At 43.0% G+C, this 18,680-nt stretch carries 16 protein-coding genes; 14 read left to right on the forward strand and 2 right to left on the reverse strand.

The genetic code is table 11. The features are described from left to right. The first annotated feature begins 208 nt into the window (after positions 1-208). The 10 genes from rsmG to ACIGBM_RS05215 all read left to right on the forward strand — a co-directional run bounded on the left by rsmG (position 209) and on the right by ACIGBM_RS05215 (position 10,194). Entirely contained in the window at positions 209-925 is a 717-nt protein-coding gene (rsmG, locus tag ACIGBM_RS05170; protein ID WP_397476982.1) for a 16S rRNA (guanine(527)-N(7))-methyltransferase RsmG, read from the forward strand. Positions 926-1,165: 240 nt separating this feature from the next. Further along, positions 1,166-1,945, forward strand: a complete 780-nt coding sequence (locus ACIGBM_RS05175) for a ParA family protein (RefSeq protein ID WP_102078567.1) — start codon at positions 1,166-1,168, stop codon at positions 1,943-1,945. 157 nt (positions 1,946-2,102) lie between these two features. Next, the gene (locus ACIGBM_RS05180) at positions 2,103-3,269 is read left to right on the forward strand and encodes a ParB/RepB/Spo0J family partition protein (protein WP_397476983.1); all 1,167 of its coding nucleotides are present in this window, start codon (positions 2,103-2,105) and stop codon (positions 3,267-3,269) included. 86 nt (positions 3,270-3,355) lie between these two features. Further along, positions 3,356-4,081, forward strand: coding sequence for a MotA/TolQ/ExbB proton channel family protein (locus ACIGBM_RS05185; RefSeq protein WP_397476984.1), 726 nt, complete (start codon positions 3,356-3,358; stop codon positions 4,079-4,081). Between the two features lie 65 nt (positions 4,082-4,146). Further along, the gene (locus tag ACIGBM_RS05190) at positions 4,147-4,578 is read left to right on the forward strand and encodes a biopolymer transporter ExbD (RefSeq protein ID WP_057759437.1); all 432 of its coding nucleotides are present in this window, start codon (positions 4,147-4,149) and stop codon (positions 4,576-4,578) included. A 75-nt stretch (positions 4,579-4,653) separates the two neighbouring features. After that, the gene (msbA, locus tag ACIGBM_RS05195; protein WP_397476985.1) at positions 4,654-6,441 is read left to right on the forward strand and encodes a lipid A export permease/ATP-binding protein MsbA; all 1,788 of its coding nucleotides are present in this window, start codon (positions 4,654-4,656) and stop codon (positions 6,439-6,441) included. A gap of 66 nt (positions 6,442-6,507) precedes the next feature. Then, on the forward strand, positions 6,508-7,638 hold the full coding sequence (gene lpxK / locus ACIGBM_RS05200) for a tetraacyldisaccharide 4'-kinase (protein ID WP_397476986.1): 1,131 nt from the start codon (positions 6,508-6,510) through the stop codon (positions 7,636-7,638). A gap of 49 nt (positions 7,639-7,687) precedes the next feature. After that, entirely contained in the window at positions 7,688-8,500 is an 813-nt protein-coding gene (gene kdsB / locus ACIGBM_RS05205) for a 3-deoxy-manno-octulosonate cytidylyltransferase (RefSeq protein ID WP_397476987.1), read from the forward strand. 104 nt (positions 8,501-8,604) lie between these two features. Next, entirely contained in the window at positions 8,605-9,735 is a 1,131-nt protein-coding gene (locus ACIGBM_RS05210; protein WP_397476988.1) for a DNA polymerase III subunit delta', read from the forward strand. A gap of 111 nt (positions 9,736-9,846) precedes the next feature. Continuing rightward, positions 9,847-10,194, forward strand: coding sequence for a PilZ domain-containing protein (locus ACIGBM_RS05215; RefSeq protein WP_101205408.1), 348 nt, complete (start codon positions 9,847-9,849; stop codon positions 10,192-10,194). 187 nt (positions 10,195-10,381) lie between these two features. On the opposite strand, the gene ppk2 is transcribed toward ACIGBM_RS05215, so the two are convergent. Both ppk2 and ACIGBM_RS05225 read right to left on the reverse strand, forming a co-directional pair. Beyond that, positions 10,382-11,461, reverse strand: a complete 1,080-nt coding sequence (gene ppk2, locus ACIGBM_RS05220) for a polyphosphate kinase 2 (protein ID WP_397476989.1) — start codon at positions 11,459-11,461, stop codon at positions 10,382-10,384. 186 nt (positions 11,462-11,647) lie between these two features. Further along, positions 11,648-13,177, reverse strand: coding sequence for an acetyl-CoA C-acetyltransferase (locus ACIGBM_RS05225; protein ID WP_397476990.1), 1,530 nt, complete (start codon positions 13,175-13,177; stop codon positions 11,648-11,650). Positions 13,178-13,726: 549 nt separating this feature from the next. Between ACIGBM_RS05225 and ACIGBM_RS05230 the strand changes: the two genes are divergently transcribed. From ACIGBM_RS05230 to ACIGBM_RS05245, 4 genes are all read left to right on the forward strand, one after another. Next, positions 13,727-15,127: a 3-oxoacyl-ACP reductase gene (locus tag ACIGBM_RS05230; protein WP_397476991.1), complete on the forward strand. Its 1,401-nt coding sequence runs from the start codon at positions 13,727-13,729 to the stop codon at positions 15,125-15,127. A gap of 324 nt (positions 15,128-15,451) precedes the next feature. Continuing rightward, positions 15,452-16,366 (forward strand): MaoC family dehydratase, encoded by a 915-nt coding sequence (locus ACIGBM_RS05235; protein ID WP_394124174.1) that lies wholly within the window; start codon positions 15,452-15,454, stop codon positions 16,364-16,366. 58 nt (positions 16,367-16,424) lie between these two features. Further along, positions 16,425-16,997 carry a serine/threonine protein phosphatase gene (locus tag ACIGBM_RS05240; RefSeq protein WP_397476992.1) on the forward strand — a complete coding sequence of 191 codons (573 nt, stop codon included), beginning with the start codon at positions 16,425-16,427 and terminating at the stop codon, positions 16,995-16,997. Positions 16,998-17,208: 211 nt separating this feature from the next. Further along, positions 17,209-18,633: a serine hydrolase domain-containing protein gene (locus ACIGBM_RS05245; protein ID WP_397476993.1), complete on the forward strand. Its 1,425-nt coding sequence runs from the start codon at positions 17,209-17,211 to the stop codon at positions 18,631-18,633. Positions 18,634-18,680 lie beyond the last annotated feature (47 nt).

The raw sequence follows: 18,680 nt of genomic DNA on the forward strand, positions 1-18,680 counted from the left end.
TGTATCATATTTAGACAAATGCCTGAGTGAAACTGGTAAAAAACAAATGACTTAATCAGCGAATTGGAGGTAATCAAAGCAGAATAACACCTCATGATAAGCGTAGATAGTATAAGATGTCCCACATTGGCGCAATCTGCAACTATTCAATGGGCAGACTGCATGATAAAATAAACGGTTCACAAGTCAAAACTGGATAACTCGTTGTATGTCAGCTTCCGCTAAAAACTCTTCATCGTCTGCTAGTATGGGTAATATCAATATTGATCCGGCTGGTTTCGTAAAGCTTGGTTCGCAATTGCCAAAGCTGGCTAATATCTTGGCGCAAGCGATAAATGAGCTGGGTCTGCCGTTAAGTGAAACTCAGCAGCGCACGTTATTATTGTACTTAGACCAGCTTTTACTATGGAATAAAGCGTATAATCTGACCGCGATCACTGATCCAGAAGAAGCACTGATTAAGCATGTGATAGATTGTCTGTCTATTATAATGCATTTACCCGCCGGATCGTTGCTAGATATCGGCACGGGAGCAGGGTTGCCGGCAGTTATCATTGCCATTTGTCAGCCTGAGCGCCAGTGTACGGCGCTTGATAGCAATCAGAAGAAAATCCGCTTTATTAAGCAAATCAGCAGCGAGCTTGGCTTGAGTAATATGCAGCCGATTGCATCGCGTATTGAAGCGCATGAAGCAAGTTATGCGGTGGTGACATCACGAGCGTTTGCCAGTTTGATAGATTTTGTAGAGGTAGCGCAGCCAAGATTAGCAGATGGTGGCTTCTTATGTGCTATGAAGGGCAAAGTGCCGAGTGAGGAAGAGCTACAAGCACTCGATAGCGATTGGCATATCAAAACTATTAAACTGACGGTGCCACGTTTGCACGACAGTCGTCATTTAATTGAAATGTCTGCTAAAGATAGTTGAACCATAAACACTTCGCAGTCATGAAACAGGCACTGTTTTTTGTGAAACACAGTTTACGTCTGTATCTAAATGACATAGTATTTAAAAGCATTTAAAATGCTCGACCGCAAACTGAGCATTTTAGACCATAAATTGCTTATTTTTAAATATTGAGCGAGTGTCGCTGTACAAGATTGAATAAAAAAATAATTGTACCAACCGAGTCAAAAGTAATAGACCCTAATAGAATTGAGTGAGTGTATGGAAATCATAGCAATTGCGAATCAAAAAGGCGGTGTGGGTAAAACCACAACGGCAGTAAATTTGACCGCCAGCTTGGCTGCTAAACGCAAGCATGTACTGCTGATTGACTTAGACCCACAAGGTAATGCGACCAGTGGTACAGGCGTTGACAAAAACGAGTTAGATCTTACCATAGCGGACGTTTTGCTAGATGGTGTCGCGCTGTCTGAAGCAATCGTTACTAGTCCTGCTGGATTCGATGTCATCGGTGCTAATCGCGATTTGGCTGGCATGGACATTACGCTAATGAGTAAGACGGACAGTCATGAGCTGTTTAAGACTGCGATGGCCGAATTGGTTAACGATCAGGTATCCACACAAAAACAGCCATACGATTATGTGATTATCGATTGTGCGCCTAGTTTGAATCTACTAACGATTAATGCGTTGGTGGCTACAGATAGTGTGATTATTCCTATGCAGTGTGAGTATTATGCACTAGAAGGGTTGGCAGACTTATCACAAACGATTGAACGCCTTACAGAGTTGAACCCTAAGCTATATATTCGCGGTGTGGTTAGAACGCTATTTGATGCGCGTAACACGCTTGCTCGTGATGTCTCTACTGAGCTAGAAGCGCATTTTGGCGATATCATGTACAAGACTCATATTCCAAGGAATATTCGCTTGGCAGAAGCACCTGCGCATGGCTTACCAGTTATTGCGTATGAGAGATGGTCAAAAGGTGCACGCGCGTATCAAAAGCTGGCCGCTGAAGTGATGAAACAAAGTAGCTAGTTTTTATCCAAAGCTCTTACAAAGAATTTTTAGATAAAAAGCGTCACTGGTCAGCACAGTGAATGAATAGTATAAGTATAGAACACTTAACATTGTATTTAGTAAGCCGCATCAGTAATCAATTGGCTTTTATTTTAGCGTTAGAGGATAGGTAATCATGGCGAAGAAAAGAGGGTTGGCTGCTAATCGGGGCTTAGATGCCTTATTAGGGTCAATCAAAAAAGAAAAGCAAATTACCGCCTCTGCCTTGCAAGACGACATGGTGGCGCGTGAAAATGCTACGCCAGATGCTAATGTTCCTGTAGATGCTAATGCGCCTGTAGATACTTTGTCCACAGACATAGCACCTGATATCACTTCGACGAAAGCCAGTAAAAAGTCGACTACCAATACTGATAATGATACTGCTAGTGAGAATAGTACTCGCGCGCCACGTTTACCTCGTACTACCAGTAAGGCGTCGCTCAACAAATCGCGTGGCAATAGTGCAGATACGAGCGCGACCGAAGATCAGATTAGCCTTGTGCAGATCGATGTCACACGTTTGCAAGCAGGTAAGTATCAGCCTCGTCGTGATATGAGTGAGACAGCACTTGCAGAGTTGGCGTCTTCTATCGAGCAGCATGGCGTAATGCAGCCTATCGTTATCCGCCCACTATTAGCAAATGAGGATAAGAGTGAAGCATTTGTCACTCACGAAATTATCGCTGGTGAACGCCGATGGCGCGCAGCAAAAATGGCAGGAAAAGCGGTTATCCCTGCGATTGAGCGTGCTTTATCTGATGAGTTGGCAATTGCATTAGCACTGATTGAAAACATCCAGCGTGAAGACTTATCAGTGATTGAGCAGGCAGCAGCATTGCAGCGTTTTCATACCGAATTTGGTATGAGTCATGCCATGATCGCTGAAGTCGTTGGCAAGGCGCGTACGACAGTATCGAATCTACTTCGTTTAAATCAGCTGCATGATACAGTAAAAGACCATTTAGCCAACAGTGCGCTAGATATGGGTCATGCTCGTACACTTTTAGCATTGTCCTCTGAACAACAACCTATCATCGCGCAAAAGATTATTGATGGCGGTATGACCGTGCGAGAGGCTGAAAAATTGGTCAAATCAATCTTGCAGCCAGCTCCCAAGATCAACCGTGCTGAACAAATACAATCTCGTGATGTAGAGCGTTTGACCCAAAGATTGACAGACATGCTTGGTGCTGAAGTCAAACTAAAACATAAAAAAGATGGTCAAGGTAGTGTTGAGATATTTTTCCACAATCAAGACCAATTAGCTGCGTTGATTAAACATATAGAAGCTCAGGCTTAATAACGTTTGCGAGTTAGCTGTATCTATCCAAACGCTAAATCGCCTCTGTAATAATTATTTTTGCAAAAATATGGAAGAGAGTGAGTATGTGGGAATTGGTAAAAGCAGGTGGCTGGCTAATGACACCTATCGTGGTCTGTTCTATATTGGCATTAGTCATCATTATTGAACGTAGTCATACGCTACAGTTTAATAAAGTTGCTCCTAGCAGGTTGCGCGAACAGCTAATAACTCGTTTACGTGAAAATGGCGATATTGGTCGTACACAATTGATGAATGTAAAAGAAAAGACGGCGCTTGGCGATATCTTGGCAACGGGTTTGCTTTATCGGCAGTATGGGCTAGAGTCGATGACGATGCACATGCAAAATCGTGCTAGCGTCCAAGTTCATCAGTTAGAAAAAAACATCAATATGTTAGGAACTATCGGTGCGATAGCGCCGTTGCTTGGCCTGTTAGGTACGGTACTAGGGATCATCTCGTCATTCTTAGCGATTACTGATGGTGCAATGCAAGATCCGACGATGCTAGCTGCTGGTGTATCACAGGCACTAATCACTACCGCTGCTGGTATGATCGTTGCTATCCCTGCGTTGGTTGCTTATCGTTATTTTCAGCGCCGTATCATTGATATTAATGCTCAGTTTGAGACTCAAGCAGGGCTTATGATTCAAGAGCTGTATGATTATCATTTGCTTGCTAGTGCGCAGCCATCTACAGCTTCTAGCCGTCTGTCAATAGAAGATAGTGTTGTGCAAGAACGTTCATTCGGTGGGTTGGATTCGGATAAGACTAGCATAGCGGCAGTGTAGTCAATGCGGTTTTAAAGAATAGAAATCTTAAGCCTATAACTGGTAGCTGAATTAAAGAGATTGATATGCGTTTTAGAAAACCAACGGTTGAACCACTTGAAATTAATCTAACACCGATGATTGATTGTTTACTGTTTTTGATTGTTTTTTTATTGCTTGCTACCTCATTTAATCACTTTAGTCGTTTAAATATTATCCTTCCTGAAGCGGAAGGTGTCGCACTGACAGAACAAAACAACAGTATCGAAGTAGCTGTGCAAGAAGATGGTAGCTATTTGGTCAACGGCATTACGCTTGCTAGTAGCAATGAGGCTGAACTGACCAGTATGTTGCAGCAAGAGGCGGGCAGCAATCGCGATATGTTATTTGTCATTGCAGCGGATGCCAATGCGACTCATCAGTCTGTGGTACGAGTGATGGATATCGCTGGAAAGCTCGGATTTTTGAATTTAAACATCAGTACAGTGGTACCACTTGGCCAAACGCTTCCGCAATAACAGATATAGTCTTATCATCATAAAACTGTGTAAAACACAGCCCATTCATACCACGATACCCAAATTGAGGCTTTTATGAGCCAAGCTTATTTACCTGACTCTAAAAAATCTTCTGCTAAAAATGCATCGGCAGTATCGCCCGTTACGCCTAAGAGTAAGACACTATTACGCTTATTAAGGTATTTGAAGCCTTACTGGTGGGCGTTGCTATTGACGGCGTTAGGTTTTGCGATTAATGCAGGGACAGAGATTTGGACTGCCAAGCTTCTGCAATATATTACTGATGCTATCAATCAGAATGATCGAAGCAAACAAGCTTTATTTCCGCTATTGATTATACTGCTATTCTTTGTGCGTGGGGTTGGTAGTTTTTTGGGTAACTATTACTCTGCATTGGTCTCACGCAACTTAGTCTATGAGCTACGTGTAGAAGTTTTCAATAAATTACTGCGCTTGCCTAGTTCATTTTATTTGGCCAATCCAGCGGGTACGATTTCATCGAAGTTGATATTTGATGTTGAGCAGGTCACGGCTGCCAGTACAGACTCAATGAAGACCTTGCTGCGTGATGGTTTGACCGTTGTCGCGTTGATCGGTTTTTTGTTCTATAGCAATTGGCGTCTAACGCTTATTTTATTTGTGGTATTGCCACCAATACTATGGCTGGTACGCATTGCATCAAAGCGCTACCTTAAGCTCTCAAAAGGTATCCAAGAGACGATGGGTAATGTCAGTCACATTACTAATGAAGTCATCGGCGGCTATCAAGTGGTCAAAAATTACGGTGGTCAATCATACGAATCAGCACGTTTTGATAAGACATCGAAGAAAAATCTACGCCAAGGTATGAAGGTGGTTGTTACCAATAGTATTAATACGCCAGCCGTACAGCTGTTGATGGCGGTTGCGATGGCCGTTGTCGTCTGGCTTGCGCTGCGACCTGCAGTAATAGATGATATTTCAGCAGGTGAGTTCATCTCTTACATTGCAGCCGCAGGTTTATTGAGTAAGCCAGTACGTTCGCTGACTGATATTAATCAGAAGCTGCAAAAAGGTCTGGCTGCTGGTGAGTCGATTTTTGCGCTACTTGATGAGCCAGAAGAAGAAGACACGGGCACAATCAGCAAAGCGCTATCAGGGCAAATGTCGTTAGATAATATCAGCTTGGTATATCCAGATTCGACGGTGGCTCTACGTGACTTTACCTTGAATATCAAAGCAGGTGAGACAGTTGCATTAGTCGGGCGAAGTGGCGCGGGCAAGTCGTCATTGGTCAATTTATTAACACGCACTCTAGAGACGTCTTCAGGGCAAATCACATTGGATGGTATGCCAATTGAAGATATTAAGTTAGAGAGTTTGCGTGCTCAAATTGCAATGGTGAACCAGCAGGTAGTATTGTTTAATACCACCGTATTTAATAATATTGCTTACGGCAGCCTAGCTGACAAGACTCAAGCTGAGGTTGAGCGAGCAGCAAAAGATGCCTTCGCTCATGACTTTATTATGAAAATGCCAAATGGCTATCAGAGTGAAATTGGTGCTGAAGGGTTGCAACTATCTGGTGGTCAGCGCCAGCGATTATCGATTGCTCGCGCGCTACTAAAAGATGCACCGATTCTAATTTTAGACGAAGCCACTAGCGCGCTTGATAATGAGTCTGAGTATTATATCCAGCAAGCGCTCGATAATGTGATGAAAGACCGTACTACATTGGTTATTGCCCATCGACTGACGACTATCGAATCAGCGGATCGTATTGCTGTGATGGATGGCGGCCAGATTGTTGAGTTAGGAACGCATAATGAGCTGATGCAGCTGCAAGGCCACTATGCGCAAATGTATGCTCGAGATTTCGAGTAGTCAGTTTAGAAGTTGTCAGCTAATTTTCACGCAGCCATGAGCCAATAAGATAAGCGATATTGATTAATGAGTATTGAGACGACAGTCACCCGCGCATGGCAACGTCAAGCTGTTTGGTTGTGGTTGTTGCTGCCTATCAGTTGGTTATACGGTTTCATCACCTTATTACGTCGTCAAGCTTATAAGGCTGGGCTATTATCAAGCTATCGAGCGCCTATTCCTGTGATGGTCATTGGTAATATCAGTGTGGGCGGTAGTGGTAAGACGCCGCTGATTATTGCTCTGGTCGGCTACTTACAAAAAAAAGGCATAAAAGTAGGGGTAATCAGTCGCGGATATGGCGGTGATACGAGTCAAATGCCGGAATTGGTTAGTGCTACCAGCTTACCCCATGTAGTAGGGGATGAGCCGTGTTTAATTGCTCATATGACAGGCGCTGCTATGGCAGTCTGCCCCAATCGCCAACAAGCGATTGCTACTCTGTTAAAGGCAGAACCTAATTTGCAATTGATTATTGCAGATGATGGTTTGCAGCATTATGCACTACAGCGTGATATCGAATGGATTGTGGTAGATGCTGCCCGTGGGTTTGGTAACAAGCAGCTATTACCAACAGGTTTTTTGCGTGAGCCGATGTCACGATTAGAGGGTGCAAATGTTATCTATCATGAAAAACCAAGTACAGATTTAACTCGGACTTCTAGAAATGGTAATAAGATACAGTCTACTGACCGTTTGACCATGCATTTGCAAGCTGATGAGTTACAACGTCTATGGAATCCTACATCGAGCGCAGCACAACTTAATAGTGTGATGCCTACTAATAATAGTCGTGTTCATGCTGTTAGTGGTATCGGCTATCCGCAGCGGTTTTTTGATACCTTGGAATCTATTGGCTTTGAGGTCATAGGGCATCCTTATCCTGACCATTATGATTTTAGTTTGGCTGAGCTTTTACAATATGGTGACTATCCTATTATCGTAACCAGTAAAGATGCGGTAAAAATCAGCGCATTATTGGCGGACTATACAGCGACACAAGCACTCAATGATGAGTATTTAGAACTTGTCAGTAGACTATGGGTGTTGCCAGTGACGGCTGTATTATCAGAGAATAGTTATCATAATCTAGATGAGCAACTAAAGGCACTAGGGGTTCGTATCGACCATGATATGAACACGTCAGCCTCATTATAAATATCAGTTAATGTTTTAAATCTCCGTACCACTTTTATAGGAATACGCCATGTCGTTCGCCACCACACCTGCCAAAACCCATATCGTGATTCCTGCACGTTTTAAGAGTACACGGCTACCTGGTAAGCCATTGCTAACTATTCATGGTAAGCCGATGATACTTTGGGTAGCAGAAAAAGCGCAGACAGCAAGTTTTGCTGATGACATGTGTATAGCGACTGATGATGAGCAAATCGCAAAAGTTTGCGCCGATGCAGGCTTTGATGTGGTTATGACCAGTAGCGAGCATGCTTCAGGTACGGATCGCTTGGCAGAGGTAGCAGCTATCAAAGGTTGGGCTGACCACGATATTGTGGTGAATATGCAAGGCGATGAGCCCCTTGTACCGCCGTTGCTTTTGGAGCAAGTACAGGCGCTTTTGGTAGCGGATGAGGATAGCGTGATGGCCACACTTTGTGAGCCTATTAATGACTATGATACGTTCCAGCGGCCATCGGTAGTAAAAGTAGTCAGCCAATCTGCTAATAACTTACAGCGTGCGCTCTATTTCAGCCGCGCACCGATTCCTTGTGACCGTGACGTCGTATTAGCTGATAATAATCAGACGCAACCACCAAAGAACGCCTATCGCCATTTGGGTTTATACGCTTATCGTGTCAGTCTATTACAGCAGTTCGTAAACTGGCCACAAACGCCACTTGAGATACTCGAAAGTCTAGAGCAATTACGTGTTTTAGAAAACGGTCAGCATATCGCCATCGCAGAAGCTGGCTGTCAGCTACCAGCTGGCGTCGATACACAAGAAGATTTAGACCGTCTAAATGCGATGAGCTTAGATAACTTTCAGAACCCTAATAAGTAATAGTCTGAGCAAAGTTGCGTACGATTCTAAGCTTCCTACAACGCTAAAGTATCGTTGTCGTGGCTATACCTGAAGTATCTAATCAATGTGACAGAGCCATAACCATGAATAATTTGACAGGAAATATGGACGCACTAGATAACACAGACCGTATGTATTTTGCGCCACTACTACCATGGCAAAAAGTACTGTGGTTACAGTTGACCGAGCGCGTACTTAAGCAGCAGTCTTTGCCGCATGCATTGCTCGCTGCTGGTATGCAAGGTATGGGCAAACGCGCCTTTGTATGGCGATTGGTCGCTTGGCTATTATGCCGTGAGCGTGGCACACACCCATTAGGTGCTTGTGAAGCGTGTGAGAGCTGTCAGTGGCTCAAGTCGGGAACTCATCCGAGCTTGCAAGTATTACCACTCGTTAGTATGCCTATCAGTGTCGAAAGCGATGCGCTTCAAGAAAAATTAAGTAGCACAAAAGATAAAAAAGGCGCTAAAGCTACTAGCAATAGTGCTCTTAAGATTAAAGTAGATGATATTCGTGCTTTGCAGCCTTTTATTTATCAAGGTGGGCAGGGGATGCGCATCTGTGTATTAGATCACGCTGAAAAAATGACAGTAGCCGCTGCTAATGCGTTGCTTAAAACATTGGAAGAGCCACAAGCGCAGGTACATCTGTTTTTGATTAGTGATACGCCTGCTCAGCTATTGCCAACGATTAAGAGTCGTGTGCAACAGTTGGCACTACAGACAATTGAGCCGACTGTTGCTGTCGATTACGTGACGCAGGCGTTAGGTCACACGATTAACCGCGAAGCCGTCGGTACCGCTGCGATTGAGCAGTTGATACAACTGGCCAATGGTGCGCCTTTAGCTGCTATAGCTTTGGCGCAAGCACCATGGTATAGCAAGCGCAGCCTATGGCTGACCACATGGCAGGCGCTACGTAGCGGTAAACGTAGTGGTGTGGCGGCAAGTGATTATTGGCAAGGTCAGCTCAATATTAAAGAATTTATACAGCTGTCTGAGCTGATGCTCCTTGATATACGCCGTGTCTGTTTGGGGCTGAGTGAACTACAAAAGGATGTCAATCTATCAACAGTATTGGCGACTTATCAGCCTACTGATAGCGGGTTAGAGGCATTTGCCAACAGCGTACAGCAGACCAAAATCGCACTACAACAAAATGTGCAAGAAAAATTTGCCTATGATAAGCTAATGCAAGAGTTGGCAAGCTTATAGAGCCATGCTTGAGCATTTAATTTGTGTTCGAAAATCTGCAATTATTCTTAACTATATACTAACAATTATTTATATAAACATATTAAACCCAGTTGATGAAGGAAGCTGACTATGGCAATGCCAGGACGTGGCGGGATTTTAACCTGTCATTATGAAAGTATCGAAATGTTATATGCCAGCTATTTGTCATTTGTCAGTAATGGCGCTTTATTTGTACCGTCTGACAAACCTCAGCAATTGGGTGATGAAGTGTTTATCGCTATCACGCTACCCAACTCTAGTGAACGTCTACCAATGAATGGTAAGGTGGTTTGGATTAACTCTAAGAGTCAAGGCAGTCGCCCAGCAGGGTTTGCTGTGCAAATTGGTAGTGATGTCTCTGGCCAAAGAATCAAGAATGAGGTTGAGCGCTTGCTAGCGGGAAAAATCGATAGTTTGCAATCGACTTATACGATGTAGTATCTAGGTAATAACTAGGTGATAACTAGGTGATAACTAGGCAGTATCTAGAAATCACACCTGTATCTTTAATGAGTTTGGCTGTGGTTTTTAACTTATTAATATAAAAAAGCAGCCTTATTATTTAGTAAGGCTGCTTTTTTAAATCAAGTGTATTTAATTTTTTATAGTAGTAGGTGCTAATCGCTTAATAACGAGGCGGTACATACATATCATCGGGAATAGGTTCGCGGTAATATTCATCATCGCGTTTGCGATTGGGTAACTCAATTTCGTCACGAGGCACTTCTTTGTAAGGGATTTGGTCGAGCAAATGGGCAATACAGTTCAGCCTAGCACGTTTTTTATTATTGCCTTCGACAACCCACCAGGGTGCTTCAGGAATATGAGTGCGCTCAAACATGGTTTCTTTTGCTTTGGTATAATCTTCCCAGCGTCGGCGCGACTGTAGGTCCATTGGTGAGAGTTTCCACTGCTTAAGCGGATCATATATTCGGCTCATAAATCGTGCATGTTGCTCATCATCGGTGATAGAAAACCAGTATTTTACTAAGCGAATGCCTGAGCGTACGAGCATACGCTCAAACTCTGGTACTGATTGAAAAAATTCTTCATATTGCGCGTCAGTACAAAACCCCATGACACGCTCAACGCCTCCGCGGTTGTACCAACTACGGTCAAACAATACGATTTCGCCTGCTGCAGGCAAGTGGGCCACGTAACGTTGGAAGTACCACTGTGTTTGCTCACGCTCAGTAGGAGCCGGCAGGGCAGCTACCCTGCACACGCGTGGGTTTAATCGTTGGGTAATGCGTTTAATGGCGCCACCTTTACCAGCAGAATCCCGCCCTTCAAAAATAACGACGATACGCTCACCGCGATCAACGACCCAATCTTGTAGTTTTATCAGTTCTCGCTGTAGTCGTACCAACTCTTGAAAGTAGGTGCGTCGATCCAGTTTTTCTTGCTCGCTCATCTCACGTCCGTTAAAACGAAAGTCACGTGCATAGTCATCTATTTCATTTTCTAGTTCTTCATCATATGTATCAATTAAGTCTTGATGCATTTTTCGACGTAAATCATCATCAAGAATGTCTTTTTCGATGCGTTCAGTAAGGATGGCTTGTTCCTGATGGTACCGATCTAAATTCTCTTCAGTCGTTAGAGATTGAAAATCAGCGGTTGTAAGCGGTTCTGTCATCACCAGTTTTCCGGAGCCAAAAATGACTTGCCTCATTTTTCTTAATAAAATTTTTGTCTTACCCATAAATATTACCTTTGTTTTGCGTATCGGCTTTTTTAAGAGGCTACTATCTAGGTCGTTTCTATCATAGCAAAGTACAGACAATAAAAAATGCCCTTTAAATAAATTAAAGGGCATTTTTTTATTGATAGATATGTACTGATTAAAATAATAAGTCAGCGTATCTTTTTCACTTAAAAGTGACCAAGCTTATTTTTCTAGGATACAAGTCACGCCTTGACCACCTGCTGCGCAGATAGAAATAAGTGCACGGCCTGAACCTTTTTGATCCAATAATTTAGCAGCAGTAGCTAAAATACGACCACCAGTTGCCGCAAATGGATGACCTGCCGCTAGTGATGAACCGTTTACGTTTAATTTGCTACGATCGATAGAACCTAGCGGGGCATCTAAGCCTAAGCGCTCTTCACAGAATTTCTCATCTTCCCAAGCAGCTAAGGTTGATAGTACTTGTGAAGCAAAGGCTTCATGAATCTCATAAAAGTCAAAGTCTTGTAGAGTCAGTCCAGCGCGCTCAAGCATACGTGGTACCGCATAAGCTGGTGCCATTAGTAAGCCTTCTGTAGTACCAGATTTACCAATAAAGTCTACTGCTGCGGTTTCTTGATGAACGATATAAGCAAGTGGTTTTAGGCCGTGCTCTTTTGCCCACTCATCAGTACCCAATAGCACACAAGAAGCACCATCAGTAAGCGGCGTAGAGTTGGCAGCTGTCATCGTTGGATTTGCATTTTTTCTACCAAAAACTGGCTTTAATTTGCCCAGTTTTTCTAATGTAGTATCTGGACGCAAGTTGTTATCACGAGTTAGGCCTTTGTATGGCGTGATCAAGTCGTCAAAGAAACCTTCGTCATAAGCGCGTGCTAGGTTTTGATGGCTGTTAAATGCAAGCTCATCCTGCGCTTCACGGCTGATATTCCACTCAAGCGTGGTAATCGCTTGATGATCGCCCATTGATAGGCCAGTGCGTGGCTCACCGTTTTGTGGTGAATCGATTAAGTCTTTTGGATTGAGACCCATTAGTGCTTTTAGACGTTGTTTGTTGTCTTTTGCTGCACCAAGTTTGATCAGTACTTTACGCAAGCCATCGCCGACAGCGATAGGAGCGTCAGAAGTAGTATCTACACCGCCAGTGATGGCCGAATCGATCAGACCAAGTGCGATCTTGTTAGCTGAAGCAAATGTCGCTTGTAAGCCAGTACCGCAAGCTTGTGAGATATCATAAGTTGGCGTATGTGGGTTTAGCGAGGTATTCAATGTCGCTTCACGAGTAAGGTTGATATCACGGCTAAGTTTCATAACAGCGCCAGATACCACTTCACCTACGGTTTCGCCTTGCAGGTTATAACGCTCAACCAAACCGTCCAATGCAGCGGTTAGCATGTCTGTGTTGCTAACATCAGCGTATGATCCATTTGAGCGCGCAAATGGAATACGGTTACCACCTAAGATCGCAACACGGTTTAGATTTGCAGTTGGTTTGGTCGCGCTAGCTTTTTTAGCTGGAGCAGGTTTTTTGGCAGCAGTGGTTTCTACTTTTTCATCGGCCGCTTTTTGGCTAGCAGTTTCTTTAGCACTAGTTTCTTTAGCGCTATTGTCTTTAGTCGAGGTGTTTTTTGCAGCGGTTTCTTTTTTTGCTGTATCTGATTTTGTATCCGTTGCTTTAACAACTGTACTTTCAACAACAGGGCTATCTGGATGATTGTTTTTATTACTCATAATATTATCCTTAAAAAGTATGGGTAGAAGTAAAAAGTGATAGGTAACAATAAAAAATAGTTAAGTTATTTTATACAGGCAAATATTATCATTTATTACGCAATACAGCTGTTTATCATAAGGCGTTTTTTATTCACTTAATGTATCTCTTTAGCAAACTATGTGACGCTTGTATGAGGTCGGTAGTAGATTCATGACCATGACGCATCGCTGTAATAGACTGGCTAGTAAGAAATATTAGCATTGCATAACAGTACGTTTGATAATATATTGTTATCAATAATTAAGTATGCCATAACCTATAGGTCAGATTTTAACATGTTATAGTGGCGCTTAACGCTGCTAAAAACGACTGGCTTGTATACTGACTTGTTTACAGATTGTTGTAGACATTATCTGTTTTTGGACTTGTTTATAAGGGAAGTGTATAGTTAGGCTAGTTTTGAGGCGATTTACTAAATTTAAATAATTACGATGTCAATGTCTCTATATAATAGATTCATTGCATTTTTTATTATTATACGAATCATTAATTATAAGGATTATATTATGTCAGACCGTTACGGTGATTTTGTTCAATCTTCTATTGGCAAAAAAGTAGCAAAAAACTTAGGTTTGCCGATGCCAACGACGCTTGATCGTTTCGAAAGCGGTGAGCGTTTGGTGCGTGGTAGTGTATTGGTTGGCCGTGCTACTGGTGATGACAAGAGCGTCAGTGAGTCTGTTGCCCGTATCCTGTCAGACGTCCATGCCGAAGTATATGTAAACAGCAGTGATGACATCAAAGACGCACTTGCTGATGCAGGCGTAGAGGCAAAAGCCAACACGGGTAGCGATGATCAATTCAAAGTACTGCTTTTTGATGCCAGTAATATCAGCAATGCTGAACAGCTGAAAGAGCTTTATGAGTTTTTCCATACAGTTGCACGCCGCGTAGAAAAATCAGGTCGTGTGGTTGTTGTTGGTCGTACGCCAGAGAACATCACTGATATTGAATCTGCAATGGCTCAACGCTCGCTTGAAGGTTTTGTGAAATCAGTGGGTAAAGAGTTTAAACGCGGTATCACAGCGCAGCTGATTTATGTTGAAGAAGGCGCAGAGGAAAACCTAGATTCAACCTTACGCTTTTTTACTTCAGCTCGTTCAGCTTATGTATCAGGACAAGTAGTACGTGTCAGTAAAGGCAGCTCAGTCGATGTTGACTGGAACCAACCTTTGGGCGGCAAAACTATGCTAGTGACTGGCGCAAGTCGCGGTATTGGCGAAGCTATCGCTCGTGTATTGGCTCGTGAAGGGGCGCATGTTATCTGTCTAGATGTACCGCAGCAGCAAGCTGACCTACAAAAAGTTGCTAGCGAAATCAGTGGTTCTGCTTTGACAGTAGATATCACTAGTGAAGACGCTGGTGCAGAAATCGCTGACGCTGCTCAAAAACGTGGTGGTTTAGATTCAATCATCCATAATGCTGGCGTGACTCGTGATAAGACATTAGCTAAGATGGATGAGAAAAAATGGAATATGGTCATCGATATCAATTTAGGCAGTATCGCTAGATTGAATCGCTACTTGTTAGACAATGATGTGTTGAAAGAAAACGCACGTATCGTATGTGTGTCGTCAATTTCAGGTATCGCGGGCAACATGGGTCAGACCAACTATGCCACTTCTAAAGCCGGTGTGATTGGTTTGGTTAACGCAACTGCCAAGCAATTAGAAGACAATGCTAAAGGCATGACGATCAATGCAGTCGCTCCTGGTTTCATCGAAACCCAAATGACAGAAGCTATTCCATTTGCTATTCGTGAAGCTGGTCGCCGCATGAACTCAATGAGCCAAGGCGGCTTGCCAGTAGATGTGGCTGAGACTATCGCATGGTTCGCGTCACCTGCGTCTGGCGGTCTAAATGGCAACACGGTTCGCGTCTGTGGTCAAAGCTTACTTGGTGCATAACGTTGATTAATTGATAAGTATATGTGAGAAATAAGGTGCAGGTAGAGAAAGTAGTTGTATCATATGAGCTATTATTTCTCGTTTGTATCACATATGCTTACGAAATAATCTTTGATAAAGTGTAATAAAGCTGCCCAAGGGTGGCTTTTTTATGATAAAAACACAAGAACCAATAGCCAAACTATTTTTTGCTATTAAAGATACTCATGAGGTTGATTAAATTTAATGCTTATTAGATGATTTAATAGTAGGCTTTAGTCAATGACTGCAGATTGTCTTTATATACGTTAAAGAACTTGTTCAAGCCACACTTAGGATGTACTTATGTCAGACAAACATTATGATGCGTTGCCAAAAGCGCACACCACTTACGCCAATATTGTCAAAAGCTTATTGCCTATCGGTAATGGCGGCAAGGTTAGTAGAGACCAGTTGCCACAATCTACTTACTATGTAGATGACTTGCATATCGATCAAGAAAACTTAGATGACTATCGCAAAATTTGCGGTTTTGCTGATGATGGTAAAGTGCCAGCGACCTATTTCTCGGTATTGTCGCAGACGCTGCAGATGAACATGATGGTCAAAGAGCCATTCCCATTTGCCATGTTAGGTCTTGTTCACGTTGATAATAGCGTCACTCAGTATCGTCCGATTGGAGAGCGTGAAACGGTAGCAATGTCGGTTACTTTTGATAACCTACGCGATCATGCTCAAGGTCAGCAGTTTGACTTTGTGACTATTGTAAAGTCAGAAGATGAAGTCATCTGGGAAGGTACATCGACTTATTTATCACGTAGCAAAAAACCTAGTAGTAAAGATAAAAAGAGCGCGCCGCGTCCGGTAATGGTCAAGCCTGAAGTAAACGAAGCAGGTGTTCATAGCATTTTTGAAGTGCCAGAAGATATCGGTCGTCGTTATGCTTTTGTCTCAGGCGATTTTAACTTGATTCATTTGCATCCACTATCAGCACGTGCGTTTGGTTTCCCTAAAGCGATTGCACACGGTATGTGGTCAAAGGCTAAATGCCTTGCTCTGATGGGTGACCTGCCTGATGCTTACACAATTGACGTCTCATTTAAGCTGCCTATCTTTTTGCCAGCTGAAGTAGAGCTGATTGCTGAGCCAGTAGCCCAACTTACAAACGTAGATGATACTTGTGAGTTTGGACTGTATAGCTCTAAAAACAATAAACCGCATTTGGCGGGTGTTGTGACCTTAAAGAGCGACAGCAAGTAATATAAACATCATAAAGCTTCTATTTTAACAGCCATATTTAACGTACATATTTATTATTATGACTTCACAAAACATGCCTTCAGAAGAAAACGCGATAGACGTAGATCAAACAGATAGCTCGATAGCGACTAATACGGTTGCTGCTAACGATAGCGGCGCTAACATTCATATTAGTGCCGATAATGGCGTTGATTTGGCCGATATCTTTGAGCCTTATTTTCGTCCAGATGCAAACACTATCGTGTGCGGTGCATTAGATGACGAAAAAGTTGCGGCTTTAGCGAAAGCGGGCGTCGAGCTGGTCATCAACTTGCAGCCTGATGACGAGTTAAGCTTTGATGAGGCATCAGCAGTTGAGCAAGCAGGTATGCACTACGAACAGCTGCCTATCAGCGGTGCTAAAGAGCTAAAGCAGCTTAAGATATTGGCGTTTGATAATGTATTACGCCAGCACCATGGCAAAAAAGTCGCTATGCACTGTGGGTCAGGTAATAGAGTGGGAGCTGCAATAGCGCTGCGGGCAGGATGGTTGCGTGGACGTAAGATGGATACAGCGATGGAACGTGGTCGCAGTCATGGTTTGACCAAGCTTGAACAAGAAGTTCATAATCGTTTGCTAGTACCGCGTTAACTAAATTTACAGCACTGCATTTCAATGCTGTCTTAGACGTGAGTAAACTCTAAAAATAACATCAAAATAAATAATAAAAAAGGCGACCAATGGGTGGCCTTTTTTATTGGCTCACAATTCATTTATACTGGTTCAAATATTTTATATAGCTTACGTATTCCTATCATCTTAAAAACAGAATAATTCATATCACTGGAGCAAGGTAATAATAATGGATCATAATACAGAAAATTCTAATACATCTATAAATGCTGAATTTCAAAAAAAATTACAGCAATTATTGACAGATTTACAGCTTGATGATGTACCTGCTGGCGGGGCTGTGGCCGTGTATCAGGCAGGTCATTGTATCGCGCAAGTCAGTACAGGTATGGCGCGTCCTGATATGCCGTGGCAGCCTGATACGTTGGCCATTAATTTTTCTACTGGTAAAGGAGTATTGGCAACATTGGTTCATGTGCTGGTTTCGCAGCAACTGCTTGAATATGACAAACCTATTGCCCATTATTGGCCAGAATTTGCTTCAGACGGCAAAGACCAAATTACGTTGCGACAAGTCATGTCACATCAAGCCGATTTGTTTTCGATTCAAAGTATCGATGTCGATAGCGAGACAGTACTCGATTGGGATATGATGCTGCGCCACATTGCAGCGATGCCCATTACCTCTCCCGAAGATGCGACCAAGTATGACAGCGCTTATAGTGCATTGGTCTACGGTTGGGTATTGGGCGGCGTAGTAGAGGCGGTCACGAATCTATCGTTCGCTGAAGCACTGCGCCAGTATCTAACAGAGCCTCTGGGTATCGCCGACAGCTGCTATTTTGGTGTGCCAGATAGCAAAGTAGATCAGGTGGCAAAATTAGCCAAAGATTTTGAAGAAACAGAGGATACGAGTTCTCAATTAAAATCGAGACGCCAAAAACCAACCTTAAAAGTAGACTCTCAAGAGACTTTACGTACTTATGCAAGCTTGCCTAGTTATCATTACTGGCAACAGAAAATGCTAAATGACAAACGTGCAGCTGAGACGCAAAGTAGCCTAGATGACAGCCTAGATAGCTCTGATATTGATAACGTGCAACCTGTATTAAATACGGCGCGTATTAATAGCTTATATTTCAATACCACTCAGCTTAATCTAAAAAACTATAAGGCGGCGCTGATACCTGCTGGCAAACATGCCCTTGATTATCATAACCGTCAAACATTACAGGCGGTCATTCCAGCGGCAAATGGTGTTGCTTCCGCTAAAGCATTGGCAACGATTTATGCGATGCTTGCTAATGGTGGTATATGGCAAGGAAAGACGCTGATTGATAGTGCTACTTTTGAGCAGTTATCTACGCCGCAGGTTGAGGGTTTAGATGCGGTTATGCCAGCGGCTATGAAATGGCGATTGGGCTACCATAGATTATTCAGCTTGTATGCTAACAACGATGATACGGATAAGAGAATGAGTTCTGCTTTATCAGGATTTGGGCATATGGGATATAACGGATCGGTTGCTTGGTGCGATCCTGAGCGCCAATTGTCATTTGCTTTTATTCATAATTTTGATACCACTATGCTCAATGACGTTCGTCAGTTTGCGCTGACAGAAGCCGTCTTAAGCTGGGTAGAAGAGATACTTTAATTGTGCCAACTTCAATCGCGAATTGATTCTGTTTCAAATATAAGCAG

It is taken from the genome of Psychrobacter sp. NPDC077938, from assembly GCF_044542635.1.
Classification (GTDB): domain Bacteria; phylum Pseudomonadota; class Gammaproteobacteria; order Pseudomonadales; family Moraxellaceae; genus Psychrobacter.